The sequence below is a fragment of the Enterococcus sp. DIV1298c genome (genome assembly GCF_017316315.1).
In the GTDB taxonomy this organism is placed as follows: Bacteria; Bacillota; Bacilli; order Lactobacillales; family Enterococcaceae; genus Enterococcus_B; species Enterococcus_B mangumiae.
Genome location: NZ_JAFLWG010000048.1, coordinates 1 through 24,682 on the forward strand (window position 1 = coordinate 1; position 24,682 = coordinate 24,682).

The 24,682-nt window shown below is 39.3% G+C and carries 24 protein-coding genes; 6 read left to right on the forward strand and 18 right to left on the reverse strand.

The annotated features are described in order from the left end of the window. Positions 1-105 precede the first annotated feature (105 nt). Both JZO83_RS11270 and JZO83_RS11275 read left to right on the forward strand, forming a co-directional pair. A complete protein-coding gene (locus JZO83_RS11270; protein WP_207115804.1) occupies positions 106-843 on the forward strand; it encodes a DUF6577 family protein in 738 nt (245 codons plus the stop codon). Continuing rightward, positions 840-1,919: a nucleotidyl transferase AbiEii/AbiGii toxin family protein gene (locus JZO83_RS11275; protein WP_207115805.1), complete on the forward strand. Its 1,080-nt coding sequence runs from the start codon at positions 840-842 to the stop codon at positions 1,917-1,919. The genes JZO83_RS11270 and JZO83_RS11275 overlap by 4 nt, the downstream gene beginning before the upstream one ends. Positions 1,920-2,037: 118 nt before the next feature. On the opposite strand, the gene JZO83_RS11280 is transcribed toward JZO83_RS11275, so the two are convergent. The 5 genes from JZO83_RS11280 to JZO83_RS11300 form a co-directional block, all read right to left on the reverse strand. Further along, on the reverse strand, positions 2,038-2,301 hold the full coding sequence (locus JZO83_RS11280; protein WP_010718705.1) for a type B 50S ribosomal protein L31: 264 nt from the start codon (positions 2,299-2,301) through the stop codon (positions 2,038-2,040). Positions 2,302-2,397: 96 nt separating this feature from the next. Beyond that, the gene (gene rho, locus JZO83_RS11285) at positions 2,398-3,693 is read right to left on the reverse strand and encodes a transcription termination factor Rho (protein WP_206856560.1); all 1,296 of its coding nucleotides are present in this window, start codon (positions 3,691-3,693) and stop codon (positions 2,398-2,400) included. After that, positions 3,690-4,961, reverse strand: coding sequence for a UDP-N-acetylglucosamine 1-carboxyvinyltransferase (locus tag JZO83_RS11290; RefSeq protein WP_206856559.1), 1,272 nt, complete (start codon positions 4,959-4,961; stop codon positions 3,690-3,692). The genes rho and JZO83_RS11290 overlap by 4 nt, the downstream gene beginning before the upstream one ends. A gap of 175 nt (positions 4,962-5,136) precedes the next feature. Further along, positions 5,137-6,006, reverse strand: a complete 870-nt coding sequence (locus tag JZO83_RS11295; RefSeq protein WP_206856558.1) for a class II fructose-bisphosphate aldolase — start codon at positions 6,004-6,006, stop codon at positions 5,137-5,139. Positions 6,007-6,269: 263 nt separating this feature from the next. Next, a complete protein-coding gene (locus tag JZO83_RS11300; protein WP_206856557.1) occupies positions 6,270-7,880 on the reverse strand; it encodes a CTP synthase in 1,611 nt (536 codons plus the stop codon). Between the two features lie 343 nt (positions 7,881-8,223). Here JZO83_RS11300 and JZO83_RS11305 point away from each other — a divergent pair, with 343 nt between their 5' ends. Continuing rightward, positions 8,224-8,529 (forward strand): DUF898 family protein, encoded by a 306-nt coding sequence (locus JZO83_RS11305; protein ID WP_206856555.1) that lies wholly within the window; start codon positions 8,224-8,226, stop codon positions 8,527-8,529. Positions 8,530-8,673: 144 nt separating this feature from the next. Here the strand turns inward: JZO83_RS11305 and glnA are convergent, their stop codons facing one another. The 6 genes from glnA to JZO83_RS11335 all read right to left on the reverse strand — a co-directional run bounded on the left by glnA (position 8,674) and on the right by JZO83_RS11335 (position 14,189). After that, positions 8,674-10,014 carry a type I glutamate--ammonia ligase gene (gene glnA / locus JZO83_RS11310; RefSeq protein ID WP_206856554.1) on the reverse strand — a complete coding sequence of 447 codons (1,341 nt, stop codon included), beginning with the start codon at positions 10,012-10,014 and terminating at the stop codon, positions 8,674-8,676. A gap of 35 nt (positions 10,015-10,049) precedes the next feature. Beyond that, positions 10,050-10,445 carry a MerR family transcriptional regulator gene (locus tag JZO83_RS11315; protein ID WP_010736065.1) on the reverse strand — a complete coding sequence of 132 codons (396 nt, stop codon included), beginning with the start codon at positions 10,443-10,445 and terminating at the stop codon, positions 10,050-10,052. Between the two features lie 169 nt (positions 10,446-10,614). Beyond that, on the reverse strand, positions 10,615-11,859 hold the full coding sequence (gene hflX / locus JZO83_RS11320) for a GTPase HflX (protein WP_207115806.1): 1,245 nt from the start codon (positions 11,857-11,859) through the stop codon (positions 10,615-10,617). Then, on the reverse strand, positions 11,856-12,779 hold the full coding sequence (gene miaA / locus JZO83_RS11325; protein ID WP_207115807.1) for a tRNA (adenosine(37)-N6)-dimethylallyltransferase MiaA: 924 nt from the start codon (positions 12,777-12,779) through the stop codon (positions 11,856-11,858). Before miaA ends, hflX begins: the two co-directional genes overlap by 4 nt. 7 nt (positions 12,780-12,786) lie before the next feature. Next, the gene (locus tag JZO83_RS11330) at positions 12,787-13,521 is read right to left on the reverse strand and encodes a glycerophosphodiester phosphodiesterase (RefSeq protein ID WP_207115808.1); all 735 of its coding nucleotides are present in this window, start codon (positions 13,519-13,521) and stop codon (positions 12,787-12,789) included. 140 nt (positions 13,522-13,661) lie between these two features. After that, a complete protein-coding gene (locus tag JZO83_RS11335; RefSeq protein ID WP_206856550.1) occupies positions 13,662-14,189 on the reverse strand; it encodes a hypothetical protein in 528 nt (175 codons plus the stop codon). 181 nt (positions 14,190-14,370) lie between these two features. On the opposite strand from JZO83_RS11335, the gene clpP reads away from it, so the two are divergent. Next, positions 14,371-14,964: an ATP-dependent Clp endopeptidase proteolytic subunit ClpP gene (gene clpP / locus JZO83_RS11340; protein WP_010736070.1), complete on the forward strand. Its 594-nt coding sequence runs from the start codon at positions 14,371-14,373 to the stop codon at positions 14,962-14,964. A gap of 83 nt (positions 14,965-15,047) precedes the next feature. Here clpP and JZO83_RS11345 read toward each other — a convergent pair whose 3' ends face one another. The 3 genes from JZO83_RS11345 to JZO83_RS11355 all read right to left on the reverse strand — a co-directional run bounded on the left by JZO83_RS11345 (position 15,048) and on the right by JZO83_RS11355 (position 19,098). After that, positions 15,048-15,536 carry a gamma carbonic anhydrase family protein gene (locus JZO83_RS11345; RefSeq protein WP_206856549.1) on the reverse strand — a complete coding sequence of 163 codons (489 nt, stop codon included), beginning with the start codon at positions 15,534-15,536 and terminating at the stop codon, positions 15,048-15,050. A 74-nt stretch (positions 15,537-15,610) separates the two neighbouring features. Further along, on the reverse strand, positions 15,611-17,371 hold the full coding sequence (gene efrB, locus JZO83_RS11350) for an ABC transporter ATP-binding protein (protein ID WP_206856548.1): 1,761 nt from the start codon (positions 17,369-17,371) through the stop codon (positions 15,611-15,613). Next, positions 17,368-19,098, reverse strand: coding sequence for an ABC transporter ATP-binding protein (locus JZO83_RS11355; RefSeq protein ID WP_207115809.1), 1,731 nt, complete (start codon positions 19,096-19,098; stop codon positions 17,368-17,370). The genes efrB and JZO83_RS11355 overlap by 4 nt, the downstream gene beginning before the upstream one ends. A 390-nt stretch (positions 19,099-19,488) precedes the next feature. Between JZO83_RS11355 and JZO83_RS11360 the strand changes: the two genes are divergently transcribed. After that, positions 19,489-19,701, forward strand: a complete 213-nt coding sequence (locus JZO83_RS11360; protein ID WP_206856544.1) for a DNA-directed RNA polymerase subunit epsilon — start codon at positions 19,489-19,491, stop codon at positions 19,699-19,701. 1 nt (position 19,702) lies between these two features. Then, positions 19,703-21,382, forward strand: a complete 1,680-nt coding sequence (locus tag JZO83_RS11365) for a ribonuclease J (RefSeq protein WP_206856543.1) — start codon at positions 19,703-19,705, stop codon at positions 21,380-21,382. Between the two features lie 143 nt (positions 21,383-21,525). Here the strand turns inward: JZO83_RS11365 and JZO83_RS11370 are convergent, their stop codons facing one another. From JZO83_RS11370 to JZO83_RS11385, 4 genes are all read right to left on the reverse strand, one after another. Beyond that, entirely contained in the window at positions 21,526-21,726 is a 201-nt protein-coding gene (locus JZO83_RS11370; RefSeq protein ID WP_206856542.1) for a cold-shock protein, read from the reverse strand. A gap of 149 nt (positions 21,727-21,875) precedes the next feature. After that, positions 21,876-22,568 carry a DNA repair protein RadC gene (radC, locus tag JZO83_RS11375; RefSeq protein WP_206856541.1) on the reverse strand — a complete coding sequence of 231 codons (693 nt, stop codon included), beginning with the start codon at positions 22,566-22,568 and terminating at the stop codon, positions 21,876-21,878. A gap of 58 nt (positions 22,569-22,626) precedes the next feature. Then, entirely contained in the window at positions 22,627-23,286 is a 660-nt protein-coding gene (locus JZO83_RS11380) for an HAD family phosphatase (protein ID WP_207115810.1), read from the reverse strand. Then, the gene (locus tag JZO83_RS11385; RefSeq protein WP_207115811.1) at positions 23,276-24,589 is read right to left on the reverse strand and encodes a folylpolyglutamate synthase/dihydrofolate synthase family protein; all 1,314 of its coding nucleotides are present in this window, start codon (positions 24,587-24,589) and stop codon (positions 23,276-23,278) included. The genes JZO83_RS11380 and JZO83_RS11385 overlap by 11 nt, the downstream gene beginning before the upstream one ends. Positions 24,590-24,682: the final 93 nt, after the last annotated feature.

Sequence of the window (24,682 nt, forward strand, 5' to 3'; positions counted from 1 at the left end):
ATATTAGGGTAATAATTTGATTTACACCCAATTATTTGTTAAAATAAATCAAACATTCGGGTTTTATGATTATTTATACCCAATTATTTGCCTAGGAGAATTATTATGTCTAGTAATCTATATAAAAATGAGTTAATTAACTATTTGAAAAATAAATCAGAAATTTCCACGGAAGAACTCCACATGTTTTATCGACAATTCACTCCTAATTTACCAATGAATACATTACGTTGGCGGATTTATACGCTTAAGCAACAAGGACTCATTTATAGTCCCAAAAGAGGTGTCTATGCACTCAGCGAAAAGGAGACGTTTACTCCAGCACCTAATGATAAAATTTTACACATAGCTAACCTTTTACAAACTAAATTTCCTTATGTGAACTTTAGCATATATTCCACACGATATATTGGTAATCTGTCTAATCACGTGTACCAGACAAACAATCTAATCATCGAAATCGAAATTGATACCTTAGATGCTTCCTTTCATTTTTTGAAGGATCAGTTCCCTAATACTTTTGTGTCCCCGGATCAAAAGATGTATGACTACTATATTAGTCCTTCAGAAGAAAATATTATTATCAATCGCTTATATGTTGATGCTCCTTTAAATAAGTTTGATGGAAACTTTTACATTCCTAAAATAGAAAAATTAATTGTCGATTTACTAGTAAACAATCCCATTATTCTCCCAATCAGCTCTGCAGAAATCCAAACAATTATCTCTACTATTCTAAATACGTATAATATTAATTATTCAACGCTTACCCGTTACGCAAAAAAGAGAAATGTAAACCAAGAACTAAAACAAATATTGGCTAAAAAAGGAGAAGAAGAATGATTAAAGAATCTAGTTTTACTGCTGACTGGTATTCATCTGTAGAAAAGGACTATCAAAAATTAGACCATAATTTATTGGACAAAGTAACACACGCTTTATATTTACTAGAAAAGCTTACAGATACTCAATTAGAGTTTATTTTTAAAGGCGGAACTTGTTTACTTTTATTGCTTGAAGAAATTAAACGATTCTCTATTGATATCGATATTGTTATTACTAGAACAATCTCCAAAGAAAAACTTTCTAATACGTTACAAACAATTATTGATTGTTCTCTCTTTACCCGATTTGAAGAACAATCACGCTATCAAACAGAGATTCCCAAGGCGCATTTTAAGTTTTTTTATCCATCACCATTAGATGGTACAGAATCCTATGTATTACTTGATATTTTATTTGAGTCCTCTCCCTACAATCAGGTAATAGAACTGCCGATCAATAGTCCTTTCGTAGTTACTTCACCACCAAACAAAGCAGTTTACGTCCCTGATATCGAAAACATACTAGGCGATAAGTTAACTGCATTTGCCCCAAATACTACTGGTATTCCTTACAACAAGGGAAAAGAAATGGAAATTATTAAACAGTTATTTGACGTTGAAAGCTTATTTGACCAAGCAAAAGGTTTAGATAAAATAAGAGCCGCTTTCATCAAATGCGCGAAACAAGAACTTATCTATCGCGAATTAAGTAACATGGATCCTGATGACGTCTTAGATGATATCCTAAAAACTGCATGTGTTATTGGGGGACGTGGTAGTAGTTATAAAGAGACATTCTTAAAATTAGAAGATGGAATCCGGAGAATCAAGTCTCATATCATTTGTAAAAACTATATATTAGAAGAAGCTGTGGTGAGTGCTTCTAAAGCTGCATATTTAGCTTGTCTGATAAAATCTAATCATACAACTATCGAACACTACGACTCATCTAAATCTTTGCCTGAACTAACCGGTGCTTTCCTCTTTAAAAAGATGGGAAAGATTAAAAAATTTAGTCCAGAAGCATATTATTATTTTGCGAAAGCTCAAGAAATCAGTAATTATATACATCAAACGGCTAACGATACTATTTAGAGATTATTTTTTAATAGATACCCAGTTCATGAGCTTTACATAGAAATTTACAAAAAATAAAAAAAACAGACTATCCTCATGGGATAGTCTGCTAAACCTTGACTTAACAACGTTTTTATTATTCCGCAGCGTTTGCGTCTTTGAGACCGTATTTTTTGTTGAAACGGTCCACACGTCCGTCTGCTTGTGTGAATTTTTGACGTCCAGTATAGAATGGATGTGAGTCAGAAGTTACTTCGACACGGATGACTGGGTATGTATTACCGTCTTCCCATTCAACTGTTTCTTGTGAAGTTTTTGTTGAACCTGACAAGAATTTGAAACCAGTTGTAGAATCCAAAAATACTACTGGATGGTAATCTGGATGGATATTTTCTTTCATGCTATTCGCTCCTTTGCCCTGCTTCATTTGCTGAACCAGAGTTGATTTGTCGATTTACAACATTTACATCTTACCATGTTTCCTATGAGCTTGCAATTATCTTTTTAAATTTCTTGTGGGATTTTTTTTGCCAAAAGAAACATCTTGGAATTCTTTAAAAAATTGTTGGTTATTTTTAGTTTTTCGCAAGAAACGAATCAATTGTTCCGTATATTCTAATGAGTCGCCAATCATATGCTTACGCAATTTCCAGATTTCTTCTAGTTGCTCGCTATCCATCAATAACTCTTCTTTACGCGTACCTGATTTTTTGATGTCGATTGCTGGGAAAATACGTCGCTCTGATAATTCACGTGACAATTGTAACTCTAAGTTCCCTGTTCCTTTGAACTCTTCATAGATGACATCATCCATCCGACTCCCTGTATCAACTAATGCCGTTGCTAAAATCGTCAAGCTACCGCCTTCTTCGATATTTCTGGCAGCACCAAAGAATTTTTTCGGTTTGTACAAGGCAGCTGGATCGATCCCTCCACTTAATGTTCGACCACTTGGCGGCACGACTAAGTTATATGCACGTGCTAATCGTGTGATACTATCCATCAAGATAACGACATCTCGTTTGTCTTCAACTAAACGCATGGCACGCTCTAACACCAATTCAGAAACCCGAGTATGGTTTTGCGGTTGCAAATCAAACGTAGAAGAAACCACATCACCTTTGACACTGCGTTCAAGGTCAGTGACTTCTTCTGGTCGTTCATCGATCAGTAAGACGATCAATTCAACTTCTGGATGATTTTCAGTGATGCCATTGGCGATTTCTTTTAGGATGGATGTTTTTCCTGCTTTCGGAGGTGCAACGATCAAACCACGTTGGCCAAATCCAATAGGGGAAAAAATATCGATCATGCGAGTTGCTATTTGTTGTGGCGTTGTTTCTAAGCGAAGCTGTTTCTCAGGATAAAGAGGCGTCAGTGCTGGGAAATGCGGGCGTTCTTTCGCATCTTCTGGATCTTTACCGTTGACACTTTCAACATGCATCAACCCATAATAACGTTCTGATTCCTTTGGCGGTCTTGCTTTACCAGCTACTTTATCCCCGTTTCTTAAACTGAAACGACGAATCTGAGAAGCAGAGATATAGATATCTTCAACACTTGGACCATAATTGATCGGCCGTAAAAAGCCATAGCCATCTTGTCCTACGATATCTAAGATCCCTTCCATATAATAGAAGCCTTGTTTCTCAGCCTGTGCCCGGATAACAGCTAAGGATAATTCCTTTTTGTTCATTTTACTGTAATAAGGAATCTTGAATTCTTTTGCATAACTGTAAACATCTTTTAGCGTTTTGTTTTCCAGTTCGGCCATTGTCAAATAATCGCTCATTCGGCTTCCACTTCCTCCACCATTTTAATACTTGCTCCAATTGCAGTTAACTTTTCGATGATATGATCGTAGCCTCGCAAAATATATTCGACATTATAAATCGTTGTCGTGCCTTCTGCCATCAATCCTGCGATCACTAAACAAGCACCTGCACGTAAATCTGAAGCAACGACTTCAGCGCCATGGAGTTTATTTGGGCCATTCAAAATGATCATATTGCCTTCTACCGAAATATCAGCACCCATTCGTGCCAACTCAGGAACATGATTTACTCGTTTCGAATAGATCGTATCCACGATTTCAGCAGTTCCTGTGGTCATCAATAATAACGGTGTCAACGGTTGTTGTAAGTCTGTGGCAAAACCTGGATACGGATAAGTCATCACATTTGCTGCTTTCAAATCCTTTGAAGGATAGACTTCGATCTCGTCTTCACTGATTTTCATACTTACGCCGATTTCTTGAAGTTTTGCAATAAAACTTTCAAGATGCTCATAGATCACGTTCTTGATTTTTATGCCATTTCCTGCCGCAGCAGCCACAGCTAAATAAGTCCCTGCTTCGATACGGTCAGGGATCATAAAATGACGGCAACCATGCAGTTCTTCTACCCCTTCGATACGAATGACGTCCGTACCAGCTCCACGGATCTTGGCACCCATATTGTTCAATAATGTCGCAACGTCAATGATCTCAGGTTCACGTGCTGCATTTTCGATCGTTGTCTGTCCTTTTGCTTTTACTGCGGCTAGCATGATATTGATCGTTGCACCAACAGAAATCACGTCCATAAATACACGGTTTCCGTTAAGTGTTTTGTTTTCTGTTCGTAAATACATCGCACCGTGTTCATTGGTTACTTTCGCACCTAATGCTTCAAATCCTTTGATATGAAGGTCGATGGGACGGGGACCAAGGTAACAACCACCTGGTAAACCGACAACTGCTTCACCGAATTTACCTAATAATGTTCCCATAAAATAGTAAGACGCACGCAAACTATTGATCTTTCCACTTGGCATTGGTACTGAAACAACGCCACGAGGATCGATCTCTAAGACATTATTTGCAAAACGGACAGTAGCGCCCATGATCTCTAAAATCTCTATCAATGAATGAACATCTTGGATATCAGGTACACCTTCCAAGATCACCGGAGAATCTGCTAAAATCGCTGCCGGTATCAAGGCAACTGCACTATTTTTAGCACCACTGATCGTTACTTCACCGGTCAATGGACGATTTCCTTCGATAATTATTTTTTTCATTTGTTCCCCACCTTGTTTATTCCTCAAATTTTATACATATGTTTGTATTTTATCATAGATGAAACGAAGAAACGAGCATCGTTCGTTTTATTTAAACAAAAAAGAAGAGAACAACCGCCTGACTGGCACATTGCTCTCTTCTTTCAATTCTTGGAATCGATCTAGTTTTTATCGATTATGCTTTGTTAGCAGAACCGAACCAGTCGATATGAGATTCAGCATCTTTAACGATTGCTGCTTTACCTGGTGCTAATAATTTACGAGGGTCAAATCCTTTACCTTCGCGGTCTTTACCAGCTTCGATATACTCACGAGTTGCTGCAGCAAATGATAATTGGAATTCAGTGTTAACATTTACTTTAGAGATACCCATTGAGATTGCTTTTTCGATTTGATCTTGAGGAATACCAGATCCGCCGTGTAATACTAAAGGTACGTCTGAACCTACAGCATCAGCAATTGCTTGTAAGTGGTCAAATGCTAATCCGCTCCAGTTTTCTGGATATTGACCGTGGATGTTACCAATACCACATGCTAGGTAGTCAATACCTGTTGCTACCATTTGTTTACATTCTTCGATGTCTGCTAATTCGCCTGATCCGATGATTCCATCTTCTTCTCCACCGATTGAACCTACTTCACACTCAACTGAGATTCCTTTAGCATGAGCTCTTTCAACAACGTCTTTAGCTAATTTCAAGTTTTCTTCGAATGGTAAATGAGAACCATCGAACATAACTGAAGTATAGCCAACTTCGATACATTCTAATGCTGCATCGTAGTCACCGTGGTCTAAATGGATTGCTACTGGAACAGTGATGTTCATTGATTCAACTAAATTAGTGATCATGTCTTTACATACTTTATAACCACCCATGTATTTAGCTGCACCCATTGAAGTTTGGATAAGTACTGGTGCTTTTTTAGCTTCAGCTGCTTCTAAGATCGCTTGAGTCCATTCTAAGTTGTTTGTGTTGAACCCGCCGACTGCATAACCGCCTTTACGAGCAGCTTGTAAAAATTCAGCTCCTGATACTACTGGCATAATAAATTCCTCCTAAATTTTGTATAACTAAATTTGTTAAGACATTCCTTAACCAACGAACCTATTTTACCAAACATTTCAGTAGTTTTCTACTAAAATCAATAAAAATGAAAATTTTCAAGAAGCTTTTTTCATTTAAAAAACAGCCACTACTGAAATATCATTGGTAAAAGGTTCGCCACGAACATTTTTAGTTATTTATTAATAACAATTCTAATTATTTGACACCGCACGATTTTGACGAATCAAATAATTTCATCGGCCTATTTTGTTTCGCGTTCTGCTAATGAAGCACCAACAAATGCTTTGATCAATTTTTGCGGACGATTTGGACGTGAGATCAATTCTGGATGGAATTGACATCCTACAAAGAATTTTTTCTCTGTGATCTCGACGATCTCAACCAAACGATTGTCTGGAGAGACACCAGAGAACACTAAGCCATGTTCTTCAAATTGTTGACGGTATTTATTGTTGAATTCATAGCGATGACGATGACGTTCTTGCACAACTTCTGCATTATCGTAAGCTGCAGCAGTTGTCGTACCTTTTTTGACTTTACATGGGTAAAGACCTAAACGCAACGTACCACCCAGATTTTCAATGTTTTCTTGATCTGCCATCAAGTCGATGATGTTGTGTTCTGTTCCTGGAATAGTTTCTGCTGAAGCTGCGTCTTCTAGACCTACGACATTACGTGCAAACTCAACACAAGCCATTTGCATTCCTAAACAGATTCCTAAGAAAGGCACATCATTTTCACGTGCATAACGAATAGCTTCGATCTTTCCTTCGATACCTCGGTCACCAAATCCGCCTGGTACTAAGATCCCATCGGCATCTTTCAATCGTTCGTCGACATTTTCACTCGTTAGCTCATGGGCTTTTACCCAATCTAATTCGATATCCGCATCAAACGCAAAGCCAGAATGCTTCAATGCTTCTACAACTGAGATGTAGGCATCTGGTAATTCAACATATTTTCCGACCAAAGCGATCCGTACTTTTTTCTTCAAGTTCAATACGCGATTTTCTAACGCTTTCCATTCTGTCATGTCTGCTTCTGGGGTTGATAGTTTCAAATGATCACAAACGATTCGATCCATTCCTTGTGATTGTAATAATAATGGGATTGAATATAATGTATCCACATCTGGCGATTCAATCACTGCTTCTGGTTCCACATCACAGAACTGAGCTAATTTATTTTTAACATCTTGAGAAACAGGTTGCTCTGTTCGAACAACTAAAATGTTTGGTTGGATACCTAAACCACGTAATTCTTTTACGCTGTGTTGTGTTGGCTTAGTTTTCATTTCACCAGCCGCTTTCAAATAAGGGATCAAGGTTGTGTGGATATACATCACATTATCAGAACCAACATCCGCTTTCATCTGACGTAAAGCTTCTAAGAACGGAAGTGACTCAATATCCCCAACTGTTCCTCCAACTTCAGTGATGATGATATCTGAATCGGTCATTTTTGCTGCCCGCATGATTTTTTCTTTGATTTCATTGGTAATATGTGGAATAACTTGGACAGTTGCTCCTAAGTACTCCCCTTTACGCTCTTTACGTAGGACTTCTGAATAAATTTTTCCTGTCGTCACATTGGAGTATTTGTTCAAGTTGATGTCAATAAAACGTTCATAGTGGCCTAAGTCCAAATCCGTTTCTGCTCCATCATCTGTGACGAAAACTTCTCCGTGTTGGTAAGGACTCATTGTTCCTGGGTCCACGTTGATGTATGGATCAAATTTTTGGATCGTTACTTTCAATCCACGATTTTTCAACAAACGGCCTAAAGATGCTGCGACAATCCCTTTACCAATCGATGAAACAACGCCGCCTGTCACAAAAATGTATTTTGTCATATGTTCAAAAACTCCTTCTTGTTTTATCTGCAGGAAAAGTCTAAGAAAATAAATAAGGCTCCCTATCCTTCAAAAGAATAGGGAGCGGTAATTTCTGTAAACTTCTGACCCTCTAAAAGGGTGCCCAAGGTGTATATTACAAGCTATCTAGGAGAAAGTCAAGTGTTCAATTGTGATTGAATCCGCTCACTTTCTTAAAAGACTTTAATTATTATTCGATTGATTAAAATAAGAAGTAAAATAGAATATAGGAAATATTGAGAAATTATTAGGAAAATACAAGAAGAAAATGTTACTATTAATATTGAACTAAAAAAAATTTATCTAGAAAAGAGGAACATTTATGAAAGAATCTTATTTTGATGGTGGACTTGCCACTTATATTGGTACATCGATTTTAGCTTCACTTATCACCATTCTAACGTTAGGTATCTGCGCACCTTGGGGATTTTGTCTCTTATATAATTGGAAAATCAAACATACTGTAATCAATGGAAAAAGGCTTTACTTTGATGGTACAGCAATGCAATTATTCGGTCATTGGATCAAATGGTTCTTACTCACTATCATCACTTTAGGAATATATGGTTTCTGGGTAAATATCAAGTTAGAACAATGGCGAGTGAAACACACACATACAATCAATTGATATTTACATATTACATTAAACCAATGACAGTAAATTAGTTCTTTAGAATCCATCGCAAAACTAACGAATATAATTTAAAAAAAGCCGAACCATGGCTATTACCCCATAGATTCGGCATTGTACACTTTTATTAGAAATCGTTGCTTAATAAAGTTCTAAATATTGTTCTCTTTCCCACTCAGAAACTGTTTGTCTGAAGGCTGCCCATTCCAGGCGTTTCGCTTCGACAAAGTTTGCAAAGATATGATTGCCTAACGCATCGATCATCACTTTATCTTTACGCAATTCTTTGATCGCATTGTGGATCGTTGATGGGAGATCTTGGATTTGCGCTTCTTCACGTTCTTCTTCATTCATCACGTAAATGTTGCGATCAACCGCTGGTGGTGGTGTCAATTCGTTACGGATTCCGTCTAATCCTGCTTGTAATAACACAGCCATCGCTAAGTATGGATTCGCCGCCGGGTCCACAGAACGTAATTCTAGACGAGTCGATAGACCACGAGATTCAGGCACACGTACCAATGGTGAACGGTTTCGTCCGCTCCATGCTACATAAACAGGTGCTTCATAACCTGGAACTAAACGTTTGTAAGAGTTGACTGTTGGATTGCAGACTGCGGTATACGCGCGTGCATGTTTCAATAAACCACCTAAGAAGTGGTATGCCGTTTGGCTTAACTCTAAATCGCCATCTTTATCATAAAAGGCGTTTCCTTCTTCATTGAACAAAGACATATTGCAGTGCATTCCAGAACCATTGATTCCGAATAATGGTTTTGGCATGAAGGTCGCATGTAAGCCATGTTTACGTGCAATGGTTTTTACTACTAATTTAAACGTTTGGATATTGTCACAAGCGTCTACGACATCCGCATATTTGAAGTCGATCTCGTGTTGTCCAGGAGCGACTTCATGGTGAGAAGCCTCTACTTCAAAGCCTAAGCTTTCTAATTCTAACACGATATCTCGGCGGCAGTTTTCGCCCAAGTCAGTTGGGGCAAAATCAAAGTAGCCACCTTTATCATTCAAAGTCGTCGTGATCCCGCCATCTTCGTCTAACTTAAATAAGAAAAACTCTGGTTCAGGGCCTAAGTTGAATGAGGTGAAACCAAGTTTTTTCATGTCATTCAATGAACGTTTTAGATTGCCACGAGGGTCCCCAGCAAATGGTGTACCGTCTGGATTATAAATATCACAGATCAAGCGTGCCACTTTACCGTGGTCGCTTTCCCATGGGAAGATCATCCAAGTAGAAAGATCAGGATACAAGTACATATCACTTTCTTCGATTCTGACAAATCCTTCGATCGAAGAACCATCAAACATCATTTTATTTTCAAGCACTTTGTCGATTTGACTCACTGGAACCTCAACATTTTTGATCGTTCCTAAAATATCTGTGAACATTAAACGTAAAAATCGTACGTTTTCATCCTCAATGATTCGTTTAATCTCTTCGCCTGTGATTTGTTTCTTTACCATGGTATCTGTATCCCTCTTTCTATTTTTTATTCCATTCAGTCAAAGTATTGACGTTGTTGCAACCCTTGTGACTGATAATGTCCTGTTTTCGCTAACCCGCCTTGAGCTAAGATCTCATCACGGAAAATTTGACGAACGTCGTGATCGGTCAGCGGTTTTTTACTTTTTTCTTCTTGTTTTTTCGCCTGTGCCATTTCATAGACACGTTTGATCCCAGCCATATTCAGTCCTTCTGAAAGATAGTCTTTGATTTCTAGTAAAATATCGATGTCATTCAAAGAATACATGCGCCGATTTCCTTCGCTTCTCTCAGGATGAACAAATTCCTGTTCTTCATAATACCTGATTTGCCGAGCGGTTAAGTCTGTTAGTTTCATAACTGTACCAATTGGAAAAACCGACATTGAACGACGTAATTCCTTTTCTCCCATCTGACGTCTCCTTTCGTCCTATCAATTGACTAAAGTATACCAATCACAAAAAATGCTGTCAACCTCTCATGTAAGGTTTTCTTACATAGAAACCAAGTTTTTTTATAAAAAAACTTGGTCAACTCCTAAATGAAGCCAACCAAGTATATTTATTCTTACTATTTACTTTTTAAAATAACTCATCTTTTTTTATCCATTTAGAGTTTTTATTCGCAAACCCTCGTACTTCATAGCTATTTTCGTCTTCAATAAAATGCTCATCTAGTACAAGCGTCTGTCTTCTCAACTCACTTAGCAGTTGTCCTTGATCACTAGGTACCAGTTTTGTATATGGGACCATCAGCTCCATCAACTGTCGTTTGATTGCTTCAATCAAGCGTTCTTTCCCTTCTTGTGTTTGAGTCGAAACCAAGACATTCGGGAATAGCGTTGGCGTGAAGGTAGCTGGATCGATCAAATCAGATTTATTATAGACCGTCAAAACAGGCATTTCTTTCATCTCTAGCTCATCCATTAATTTTAAAACCGTCTGTTCTTGCAAGATCCGATCAGAAGAACTCACGTCAACGACATGTAATAACAGATCCATGCCTTGACTTTCTTCAAGGGTCGAATGGAACGCATCGATCAACTGTGTGGGCAAATCTTGGATAAATCCAACTGTATCCGTCACAGTCAGCTCAAGCCCTTCCGCAAAACGCCATTTTTTAGTGAGTGGATCTAGCGTGGCAAACAATTGATCTTTTGCATATGATTCTGCTTGCGTCAATAAATTGAGGATCGTCGATTTACCGGCATTCGTATAACCAATCAACCCAATTTGAAACACATCACTGCTTTGTCTTTTCTGGCGGTTGCGTTCTCGATGCGCTTCTACTGTTTTTAATTCTCTTTTTATGCCTAAGATCTTATTACGGATATGGCGACGATCTGTTTCCAATTTTGTTTCCCCTGGACCTCTTGTACCGATTCCTCCACCAAGACGAGAAAGCGACTTTCCTTGCCCAGCTAGACGAGGTAATAAGTATTCCAATTGTGCCAACTCGACTTGAAGCTTTCCTTCTTTCGAACGCGCACGCATGGCAAAGATGTCTAAAATCAATTGGACTCGATCAATCACTGGGGCGCCTACCGCATCTGTGATCAGTTGGCTTTGACGCGGAGTCAGTTCATGATTGAAAATGACTAGCTCTGCTTCATAAGCATCCGCTAATTGTGTCAATTCTTGGAGTTTTCCTTTACCGATCAGCGTTTGCCGATCTACTTGAGGGCGCTTTTGCGTAAGGGTATAAACAACCTCACCCGCCGCCGTATCTGTCAATTGTGCTAATTCTTTCATTGATTCAGCAAAATACCGTTGATTTTCTTCTGTTTCTACACCAACGATGATCACTTTTTCTTTTGCTTCTTTCACGCGCTCACCTCTTTCAGCCAACCTTCGATGGCACTTTCGATATTTGCAAGATCTGTCGGTTCTTTTAATAGATCAAACCAATTCGCCGTCAAGCGATTACGAAACCAAGTCAGTTGACGTTTCGCGTACCGCCGCGAGTTCAGTTTGATTTGTTCGACTGCTTCATCTAAAGTGATCTTTTCTTCAAAATAAGGAAATAATTCTTTGTAGCCGATTCCTTGACTTGCTTGAACTGTTCCAAGCTCATAGACTTTTCTTGCTTCTGCAATCAGTCCTTCCGCCAACATTTGATCCACTCGTTGATTGATCCTGCTATAAAGGAACTCACGCTCGGTATCCAGACCGATCATATAGTAATCATATAAGCACACTGGCGTTTCTTTTGGTGCCATGATACTGTAGCCAGTTGTCTCGAATACTTCCAACGCTCGAATCACTTTTCGTTGATTGTTCCAATGGATTTTTTCTGCTGCAAGCGGATCACGATCGTTCAAATAAGCCCATAGCTTTTCTTTTCCTAGTCGTTCCGCCATTTGTTCATATTTCGCTCGAACGTCTGGGTCTGTATCTTCATTTGCTCCTAATTGAAAGTCGTACAATAACGATTGAATATATAAACCTGTACCACCAACGATGATCGGCAACTTGCCCCTGTTGGTGATCTCAGTGATCAGTCGTCTACCTGTTCGCTGAAAATCCGCTGCCGAATACTGTTGATCCGGTTCGATCACATCAATCAAATGATGTGGGATTCCCATCATTTCACTCGGCTTGATTTTTGCTGTACCGATATCAAGTTGTTTATAAATTTGTAAGGAATCCCCACTGATGATCTCGCCATTGAATTTTTGGGCAAGTGTCACACTCAATGCTGTTTTACCAACTGCTGTGGGTCCTACGATCACTAATACTTTTTCCATATGACTCCTACTTTTTCTTTAATTGTTTCACATACCAGGCACGTTCAGGAAAATCTGTGATGAGCGCATCAACAGGTTCATTGAAGCCTCTTTCAAGATCTTCGGTCGTATTGACTGTCCAAAGGCGAATACGTTTTGGAAACTCTTGTAGTTCCTGAGAGTGTTTAAATGCCCAAGCCGCTTTAGGATGAAGCCCTTCGATAAAAGGCAATGTCTTAGCTAATTCGAATTTCTCCATTGAATCACTCATCAAAAGGTCCAACTGTGCATCAGGTTCGATGACGGATAAGCGTTCTAATGAACGAAGATTGAAACTGCAATACGCATGACGAAACGGCCATTCGTTTTTCGTCATTAGTTCAGATACTCGCGCTTCGATTCCTTCATATTCATACTTATCTGTTTTGATTTCGATCATCAATGTGCCTCGATAGTTTTTTTGGAGAAGCAACGAGAGTACTTCTTTCAAGGTTGGGATCTTCGCTGCTGGAAATTCTTTACTGAACCAACTTCCTGCATTCAACTTCTTTAATTCTTCAAGGGTCTTTTCTCGCACCAGACCTTTACCATTCGTGGTTCGATCGACTGTTTCATCATGGATCACGATCAACTGTCCGTCTTTACTCAGATGAACATCAAGCTCGATTCCATCAGCCCCTACTCTTACTGCTTCAGAAAAAGCTGGTAAGGTGTTTTCTGGATGCGTTCCCTTACTTCCTCGATGTGCATAAATCTGTACCATAGTCCTCACTCCGATCATCCCTATTTTACCACAGGAACAAAAAAGAAAAAGCTCGGACTCATTATGAATGTCCAAACTTTTTCTATTATCGTTAGTATCTGCTTGCTATTTAGTTGAACAAGCGATATTTAAGCATTTACTTAGCTCCATACATCATCTTTTGAGAAAAAGCCGATCGGTTGTCTAGTCGTATTTTTCAACTGGGATTTTTTCTCATTGATCATTGCGGTCAAGTTGTCTGTAAAGTTTTCTAAAATCACACGACCACCTTTGTAAGCATAACCACCGATCTTCATTGTTTCATCCGGTGAAAGAATCACTTTGCGATGTGCGATATTTTGGAATAATTCGTCTAAAATATAATTGGGTAAATAAAAATTATTTTGTGCAGAAAATGATTGCAGATACGCAAAATCATCGATTGTGATATAACAATCGTCAAAAGCATCAAAGCTGACATATTCTTCTAACAAGCTTGCGCGCTTTTGGAGGATCTCATTGATTTTTTTATTCAATTGATTCAACGTTTCGATTTCTTTGACTTTTAGTTCCAATTCGCGTCTACGTTGCTCTTTATTCTCTAAATGACGCATCTGGATCGCCATCCCAAAATACACTAAGATCGCTCCTACTAATACACCGATAAAACCTGTGATAGCAATTACCAATTATGGTTCCTCCTTCTTATTGATTTCTTTTTTTATCATAACATAAACTGACTTTATGAGACTAGCTATCGGAAAGTTTTTTCATTTGACCTTTATTGACCAAAAATGTATACTACTTTGTAGGTAATCAAAATCAATTTATGTTACACTATTTCTAAACAAATCAAGGAGGAACCTTATTATGAATTTAATTCCTACAGTTATTGAACAATCCTCACGTGGGGAAAGAGCCTATGATATTTACTCACGTTTATTGAAAGACCGCATCATCATGTTGAGCGGACAAGTAACAGATGATCTTGCAAACTCGATCATCGCGCAATTACTATTTCTTGATGCGCAAGATTCTGAAAAAGACATCTACATCTACATCAACTCACCTGGTGGTTCTGTAACTGCCGGAATGGCGATTTACGACACAATGAATTTTGTGAAAGCAGATGTTCAAACAATCGTTATGGGGATGGCTGCTTCAATGGGAAGCTTCTTATTGACTGCCGGAACAAAAGGCAAACGATTTGCTTTACCAAATGCTGAAATCATGATCCACCAACCATTGGGTGGCGCTCAAGGTCAAGCAACAGAGATCGAGATCGCTGCACGTCACATCTTACAAACGCGCGAACGCCTGAATAAAATCTTGGCTGAACGTACTGGTCAACCAATCGAAGTGATCGAAAAAGACACAGATCGTGATAACTATATGACTGCTGAACAAGCAAAAGCATACGGTTTGATCGATGAAGTCATGGAAAACAGTGCTTCATTAAGCTAATCAACCGATAAGACCAATGAAAGAAGGACCGTCATATTCACATGACAGTCCTTCTTTTTTCGCTATACAAACAGGCGATCAACCTAGTTTTGCCATTCTTTGAAAAATCCGTCCGCATGTTTTTGTCCCATCTCGATATAATGCGCGATATTCTGTTTATTTTTGCGGATTTCTTCTTCTGTTAAAGGACGGATCACCTTGGCTGGTCGGCCAAAAGCTAAAACATTCGGCGGGATGATTTTTCCTTCGGTCACAAGTGACCCGGCACCGATCAAGCTGTTTTCACCGATGACTGCATGATTCAACACGGTCGCTCCCATACCGATCAACGCACCCTTTTCGATTTTACAACCATGGAGCATACATTGGTGACCAACTGTGACATTTTCAGCGATTTCGACTGGTGCATCATGATCAACATGGATGACTGTTCCGTCTTGAATATTGGTTCCATTGCCGATCTTGATCCAATTGCTATCACCACGAACCACTGCTTGGTACCAAATCGTGACATCTTCTCCTAATTCTACATCACCGATCACTGTCGCATTTTCTGCTATAAACCTTGCCATCTCGTTCCCTCTTTTCATTTTTATTGAAGAAAAAAGGTTCTAGAAGGCTGTCTGCCCCTAGAAACCTCTTTCCGTTATTCCGCAGATTCAGCAAACTGGCTATTATAAAGTTTCTCGTAGAAACCGCCTTTTGCTAATAAACTTTCATGTGTTCCTTTTTCAATGATTTGTCCTTGATCCATGACCAAGATCAAATCAGCCTCACGAATAGTTGATAGACGGTGAGCGATCACAAAACTCGTTCGTCCTTCCATGACTTTATCCATGGCTTTTTGGATCAACGCCTCTAGTCTCGTATCAACGGAACTAGTCGCCTCATCTAAAATCAATATCTTCGGATCTGATACGACCGCACGAGCAATCGTCAATAATTGTTTTTGTCCGAGAGAAACATTTTCTCCCTCTGAGTTGATTTCCATATCATATCCGTCAGGCATCGTCCGGATAAAATGATCGACGTTCGCTGTTTTTGCTGCATCAACGATTTCATAATCCGTTGCATCCAGCTTACCAAAACGAATATTATCTGCGATTGTCCCTTCATATAACCAAGCATCTTGTAGCACCATGCCAAATAATGAACGGACATCACTACGACTCATCGCTTTCGTATCGATTCCATCGATCTTGATCGCGCCATGTGTGACATCATAAAAACGCATCAATAAGTTGATCAATGTTGTTTTCCCAGCTCCTGTCGGTCCAACAACTGCCACCATCTGCCCTGCAGCTACTTCAAAATTAAGATCTTGGATCAATGGTTTCTTCGGATCATAAGCAAAATCGACATGTTCAAACGACACATTTCCTTGAATCGTTTCTGGCAAAGGAACATCGACTTTGTTTTCTTTTTCCTCAGGTTCATCTAAAATCTCAAAGACCCGTTTTGTCGCTGCTGAGGCACTTTGTAACACAGATGATAATTGCGTTACATTTCCCATTGGTTGGCTGATTTGCCAAATGTATTGGATAAACGCTTGTAGTTGCCCAACAACGATGACGCCCGAGATAACGTAAAAGCTTCCTAAAATCGCCATACCAATGTAAGTAGCGTACGCCGTCAACTGCACTAAAGGCATCATCAATCCAGAAATGAAGGCCGCTCTAAATCCAAAATGTTTTAACTTATGATTGACTTTATGAAAGCCTTCAAACGTTTCTTTCTCACGGCCATATACTTTTAACACGCTAAAACCAGTCATGTTTTCTTGAACATAGCCGTTTAATTCTCCTAAAGAGTTTTGCATTTCTTGGAAATACTTTTGAGAAGCATTGATCACTCGTTTAGAGATCCAAATCGATGCTGGGATCATGATCATTGAGATCAACGCCATGATTGGTTGGATATAAAACATCATCGCCGCTGCCATCGTAATTCCTAAGATCGCATTCACGACACCGATAAATGCTTGTTGTAAAGCACCGCTGACTGCATCTACGTCATTTGTTACACGAGATAAAATATTTCCTTGTTGGTTTTTATCAAAATAAGAAACCGGCAAGCGATTGATTTTTTCTTCAATATCTCTACGCAAGTCTTTCATTGCGCTTTGAACAACATTTGTCATTAATACACCCGAAAGTAATTGAGAGATACAGTACCCTGTACCAACTACTGCGATCCAAATCAAACAGTTAATGATATAAGAAAAATTGATGGATTCATTATTTGCTAGGTTTTTACTGATTTCTGTCGTTGGAAGACCTACGACGTAAGGAAGCGCTGCGTTGAATGCCACCGTCAAAAATGTAAATAACAGTACTAAGATAAACGTCAAACGATACGGACGGATATAGCGGGCTAAACGTTTAAAAGAAGCGAAGGTTTTTTTCATGCTAATTCCTCCTTCGATAATTGAGAAGCGGCGATATCGTAATAAATCGGACAATTTTCCAATAGCTCACGATGTGTTCCCATGCCCACTACTTCTCCTTCATTCATTACGATGATTTTATCCGCGTGCATGATCGTACCCACACGTTGCGCCACGATCAGTACGGTTGAGTCAGTGGTTTCTTTTTTCAACCTTGCGCGAAGTTTTGCATCTGTTTGATAATCAAGTGCAGAAAAGCTATCATCAAAAATATAGATTTCTGGACGGCGGATAATTGCTCGAGCAATCGCTAACCGTTGCTTTTGTCCACCGGAGAAGTTTGCCCCACCTTCAGAAAGATGTTCATCATATCCATCTGCTTTTTTGGAAATAAAATCAGTTGCCTGCGCAATATCAGCCGCACGCTCCATTTCCTCTTGTGTTGCATCTTCCTTACCGTATCTCAAATTTTCAGCGATCGTGCCCGTAAACAATAATGCTTTTTGTGGAATAAAACCGATTTTTTGTCTCAACTTACTCAACTGATACTTACGTACATCGACACCATCAATCAAAATCTCCCCATGTGTAACATCATAAAAACGAGGAATCAATTGGATCAACGTCGATTTACCACTACCGGTACTACCGATAAATGCTACGGTTTCGCCAGGTGAAGCGGTGAAACTCACATTACGGATCACTGGTTCTTGCGAATGGCCAGGATAAGCAAACGTTACATTTTTAAATTCAATGTATCCTTTTGTTTTTGTTTCTGATACCCCAGTGGCATCTTCAACAATAGCAGGTGAAGCATCTAAAGCTTCTTGGATACGACTAGCAGATACTGCTGCCCGTGGATACATCATGAACACACTGGCAAACAACATAAATGAAAACAATGCGTGGAAAATATATTCAATAAAAGCAATCAAATTCCCTACTTGCAATTGACCATCTGCGATTTGCAGCGTACCACTCCAAATGATCAAGATCATCACGATATTGAATAAGAAGAAAAAGCCGGGTTGCGCAACCGCCATCAAACGAAAGAGACTCTTAGAACTTGATGCATAATTCTCATTGACTTTTTCAAATCTTTTTTCTTCGAATTTTTCATTTACAAACGCACGGATCACTCGCAAACCTGATAGATTTTCACGTAAGATACTATTGATCCTGTCTAGATTCTTTTGTTGGATTTTTGATAAAGGTTCAGAGAACTTAGCAATCCCAATAACAGCCAACAATAAGAATGGCAACGCGCCAATAACATACAGCCCAAGAGATGGACTGGTACGCATAACCATATACAAACTAACAACAAACATCATCGGTGCCATAAAACCGATTCTCAAAATATTTTGTAGAAACAACATGATCTGGTACGCATCATTGGTCGTACGAGTGATCAATGACGACACACCTAATGTTTCATACTCTTGATGTGAGTAAGTTTGGATATGTTTGAATAGATCGTCACGAATGTCAGCCACGATATTCGTTGTGATCCTAGAACCAAAATATCCTAAAAATATATTCATAATGATCCCGATCACCGTGATCACGATCATTAATATCCCTTGTTGTTTCACATAGTCAAAATCATCATTGAGGATCCCGACGTCGATCATGCGTGCTAAAATAGTTGGTAAACCTAACTCGATCAAAATAAAACCGAATACACATATAAAATTCAACACCAAATATTTCTTGTAGCGCATGGTGTAATGCCACATTAACTTCACTTTATCATCTCCTTTGAATATTCTAACTATCTTGCCATTACTTTCAATAGTAGCACACTCTCCTCCATTAGAGAACACTTCTATTTTTTTAAAAGAAACTTTTCTGAAAAATATTTTTCTTTGCTACCTTTTTTCATTTTACGGTGACCGTTTTCTATACTTATCTCTTGATTTATGCTAGAATAGCAATTAACTATTGTATGTTTCATACAGAGGATCCGAGTAAAAAATATTCCAATTGGATAAGCAAATGCGAGGCTTGTCTCTTTAAGGAGAATCAAGTATTTTTCTTAAAGTATAAAAAATACAGGTGGCTAGTCCCCTCGTTTTGTGTTGTCCAAAAATACTACGCTAAATTACTGCATGATGCAGATAAAGGAGACATATATAATGATTTACAAAGTTTATTATCAAGAGTCAAAAATCCGTAACCCAAAACGTGAAGAAACACAGTCGCTATACATCGAGGCAAATAGCGATGTTGAAGCACGTCAACGAGTGGAAGAAAATACCCCATACAATATCGAATTCGTACAACTTCTAGAAGGCAACCATCTAGACTACGAAAAAGAAAACCCAGCATTCACATTAGTGGAGTTTTAAGATGAAACTTTCCATCAAAAATAATGAGACAGGCGTCTTTGCGATTGGTGGATTAGGTGAAATCGGGAAAAATACGTATGGGGTACAATTCCAAGATGAGATCATCATCATCGATGCTGGAATCAAATTTCCAGAAGATGAACTGCTTGGCATTGACTACGTCATTCCTGATTACAACTATATCGTACAAAACATACACAAAATAAAAGCATTAGTGATCACTCACGGACACGAAGACCATATCGGTGGGATTCCTTACTTATTGAAACAAGCAAATATCCCGATCTATGCTGGGCCTTTAGCTTTAGCACTGATCACAAACAAACTGGATGAACATGGTCTGCTTCGTGATGCTGTACTCAATGAGATCAATGAAGATACCGTGATCCGTTTCAGAAAAACATCAGTCAGCTTTTTCCGAACAACTCATAGTATTCCTGATGCTTTGGGTGTCGTTGTCAAAACGCCTTCTGGTAACGTGGTTGCCACTGGAGATTTCAAATTTGATTTCACACCTGTAGGAGAACCAGCTAATTTGCATAAAATGGCTCGTATCGGAGAAGAAGGCGTGCTTTGCCTACTCTCAGATAGTACCAATGCAGAGATCCCAACGTTCACAAAATCAGAAAAAACGATCGGCCTTTCAATTTTGAAGATTTTCGAAAAAATCGAAGGACGTATCATCTTTGCCAGCTTTGCTTCCAATATCTTCCGTCTGCAACAAGCAGCAGAAGCAGCTGTAGCAACTGGCAGAAAAATCGCTGTTTTTGGTCGTAGCATGGAAAATGCGATCGTCAACGGACAACGTCTTGGCTACATCAAAGTACCAGATGGTACATTTGTTGATGCGCATGAGATCAATCGCTTACCGGCAAACGAAACAATGATTTTATGTACAGGTTCTCAAGGAGAGCCAATGGCTGCCTTGAGCCGTATTGCGAATGGGACCCATCGTCAAATCCAGATCCAACCAGATGATACAGTGATTTTCTCTAGTTCTCCGATCCCAGGTAACACAACAAGCGTGAACCACTTGATCAACTTGTTGTCTGAAGCTGGTGCTGAAGTGATCCATGGAAAAATCAATAATATCCATACCTCTGGTCATGGTGGACAAGAAGAACAAAAACTGATGCTTCGTTTGATGAAGCCAAAATATTTTGTTCCGGTCCACGGTGAGTTTCGGATGTTGAAGATCCACGCTTCTCTTGCACAAGATACAGGAGTCCCAGCGGAGAATTGTTTCATCATGGAAAATGGTGATGTCTTAGCTTTGACAAGTGATTCTGCTCGTTTAGCAGGTAAATTCGTGGCTGGTGATGTGTATATCGACGGTAGTGGAATCGGCGACATCGGTAACGTTGTTTTACGAGATCGTCATTTGCTCTCTGAAGAAGGACTTGTCCTTGCTGTGACGACAGTCGATATCAAGAAAAAAGAGATCCTTGCTGGTCCAGATATCCTTTCTCGCGGCTTCGTTTATATGCGAGAATCAGGTGATATGATCAATGAAGCGCAACGTATCTTGTTCCACGCATTACGTGATGTGCTAAATGCACCCGATTGTTCGGAACACAAACTAAAAGAAGCGATGGTCGGCGCACTGCAACCTTTCTTGTTCGACCGCACAGAAAGACATCCAATGATCATCCCTATGGTGATGACTCCGGATCAAGACTAACTCAAAACCACCAAACGAAATCGATCGTCTGGTGGTTTTTTTGTGATGAAAAAAAAGAGACTGTGTAATCACAGTCCCTTTTATCAACTAATTGATTCGCTCCATGAGAAAGCAAGCGTCATGTCAGTATATTTTCGTATGGATTATGCTTTTTCAACATTTGTAGCTTGTGGGCCACGATCTGAATCTTCTACGTCAAAAGTAACTGGTTGACCTTCTTCTAATGTTTTGAATCCTTCACCTTGGATAGCTGAAAAGTGTACGAATACGTCGCTGCCGTCTTCACGTGAAATAAAACCAAATCCTTTTTCAGCGTTGAACCATTTTACTGTTCCTTTTTCCATTAATAATACCCTCCTCGTGCCAAAGCACTAATTTGATTGTAACATTGCTCGTGTACGATAGAGGTGCAACAGATGTTTCAACTTCTATTCCCAAACAAAATTACATTATAATTGTACACTTGGTTGTTTTTTTTTGCAAGAAAGCTACATCATTCTTTTTCCATTAATCCTTCTTCTCTCAAACTAAAATATTGTTTGCGCCCAATGATCAGATGATCAAGCACTTCGATCCCCATCATCTCTCCACATTCCTGGATGCGTCGAGTCAATCGCATGTCCTGCTTAGACGGAAGAACGTTGCCGCTTGGATGATTGTGTGCAATCACAAGCCGTGCAGCCGAATAGCGGACCGCGTAATGGAACACTTCCCGCGGATGTGCGATCGTCTGATCCAGCGAACCAATAAATAGTGTTTTTTTTAGCAAGATTTGATTTTTTGTATCTAAATAAATACAAACTAAATGTTCTTGTTTTTGATCTTTTAGTTCTAAAATCAATTCTTTTGCCAATGCGTAACTGGCATGGACCGTCTTCGTTTGTCTTAGTTGATCGACTTGGATGCGCCGACCAAGCTCGATCAACGCTTTGATTTCCAAAGCTTTGACGCGACCGATCCCACGAACAGCCTCTAATTCTGCTAACGTTGCTTGTCTCAAGAGCGCTAACCCACCAAATTTCTTCAATAACGTACCTGCTATTTCTAATACATTATAAGGATGCTGACCGGTTCGCAATAAGATTGCTAAAAGCTCTTGGTCTGATAATGCATCTTCGCCATAAATCTCCATTCTTTCTCTAGGCAGAGAAGTCGATGGAACTGTATGAAGTAAATTTGTTTCCATAAAAAATCCTCCTTTCCCGTGCGCTCAAAATAAGATACGGAAAAAGAGGTCATTTATTTTATTTATTTGCGATCAATGACGGAACTTCATGAAGTGAAGACACAATCGCTGTTGTTTTTGCAGCTAATTCATCAGAAGGTGCTAATAGATCTGGCACCATGATAACTGGGATGCCAGCACCATGAGCGGCTAGTACGCCATTTTGAGAGTCTTCCAATATCAAAGTCTCTGCTTTTTCTGTTCCCAAATAAGCATGGGCACGTAAAAAAATTTCCGGATCTGGTTTTGCACGTTTGACATTTTCAGCGGAGACGATCGTGTCAAAACGATGGCGTAGATCATTTTTTTCTAGTAACAGCTCAATCACATGGCGCTGATTGCTTGATGCTACCACTTTTGGAATATCCTGTTCTTCCAAAAAGTTCAAAAATTCCAACACTCCTGGCTTTAATTCCACTTGCCCTGAAGCAAAACGGTCAAGTGTTTCTTGATAGGAATCGTCAATAAATTTTTGGACAGTTTCTCGACCAAAACTTGCAAAAATAGTATGGTAGTTCGCCCAAACCTCTTCATCAGATACCCCTAAAAATCGTAAATAAAGGTCTTTATCGTAGGGAAATCCCATTCGATCCGCTACTGTCTGAGATGCCTCATAGTATACGATCTCTGTATCAAATAATAAGCCATCCATATCGAAAATCACTGCATTAACTTTCATTTTTTCCTCCCAACTGTACAAGTAAATGTCGCACTTCAGAAATAAAATAGAGTGAACCTGTTACTACAAGAACATCTTCATCCGTCATCTTCTCCAAAATCTCCGCAAGTCCAAATTGCCACATTGAAACAATGGTGACTTGATCTTCCGTGCTTGCTTCGATATCCGTCAGCTCGATGGCTTTAGGATAATCAAAAGTGGTGACATAGATCGTTGCGTTTGGTATGTCTTGTAATTGGTGTAACATTTTATCAACCTCTTTTGTTCGTAAAGCAGAGAACAAAAGATGGATATGATCCCCTTTGAATTCTTCTTTTAGATTTTGGACTAAACGTGCCATGGCATGCGTATTATGCGCCCCATCTAAAATCACTAATGGTTCTTCACTTAATCGTTCCATTCGTCCAGGCCATTGCGCCTTTTTCAAGCCATTCATCACGTCTTTTTCGCGGAATGGGAGATTCATCAATTTGCAATACACTTGATACATTTCAACTGCCATACCGGCATTTTCTACTTGGTGTTGCCCGATCATATGGATCATCAACTTGGGGATCTTACCATACTCATTTTGGAATGAAAAAATCTCGCCCCATTCTTCTGCCGGATGTTTGTAGGTAACCGTATAATCCTCTCCACATGCGTGATGTGGCGCATTTTTTAGTTTGGCTTGCTTTTCGATCACTGCCATCGCTTCTGGTACGATCTTCCCAGTGACTAGTGGCACATTTTGTTTGATGATGCCCGCTTTTTGAGCGGCAATCTCTTCGATCGTATCGCCTAAGATATCCGTATGATCCATGCCGATCGTCGTGATGCCCGTCAACAAAGGTTTTGCAACATTTGTCGAATCGAGTAAACCTCCTAAGCCAACTTCGATGATCGCAACGTCGACTTGTTCTTCCAGAAAATAATCAAACGCCATCGCAGTCAATGTTTCAAATTCAGTAATGCCGGCTACCGCTTCAAATTGATCCATTTGCTCGACTAGCGGTTGATATTTCTTTACCAGTCGGATCAATGATTCATCAGGGATGCCTTGACCATTGATGGAAATGCGTTCATTGAATGATTCAATGTATGGGGATGTAAATGTTCCGACTGTTAAACCGGCTTCTTCCAATAAATATCTTAAATAAGTTACTGTTGAACCTTTGCCATTCGTTCCTGCAATATGGATCGTTTTGACTTTGTCTTCTGGATGCCCGACTACCTCTAATAAGGCTTCTACTCTGTCTAACCCAGGACGTGAGCCAAATGGTAATCGGCTATGGATCCAATTGATTGCTTCTTCGATTTTCACGTTTCCATTCCCCCATTCCTCTTCATTATAACAAAAAAGCCCACGTAAGAAACAATGAAATCCAGAAGAGTTTTTTTCTCAAAAAAAAAAAGA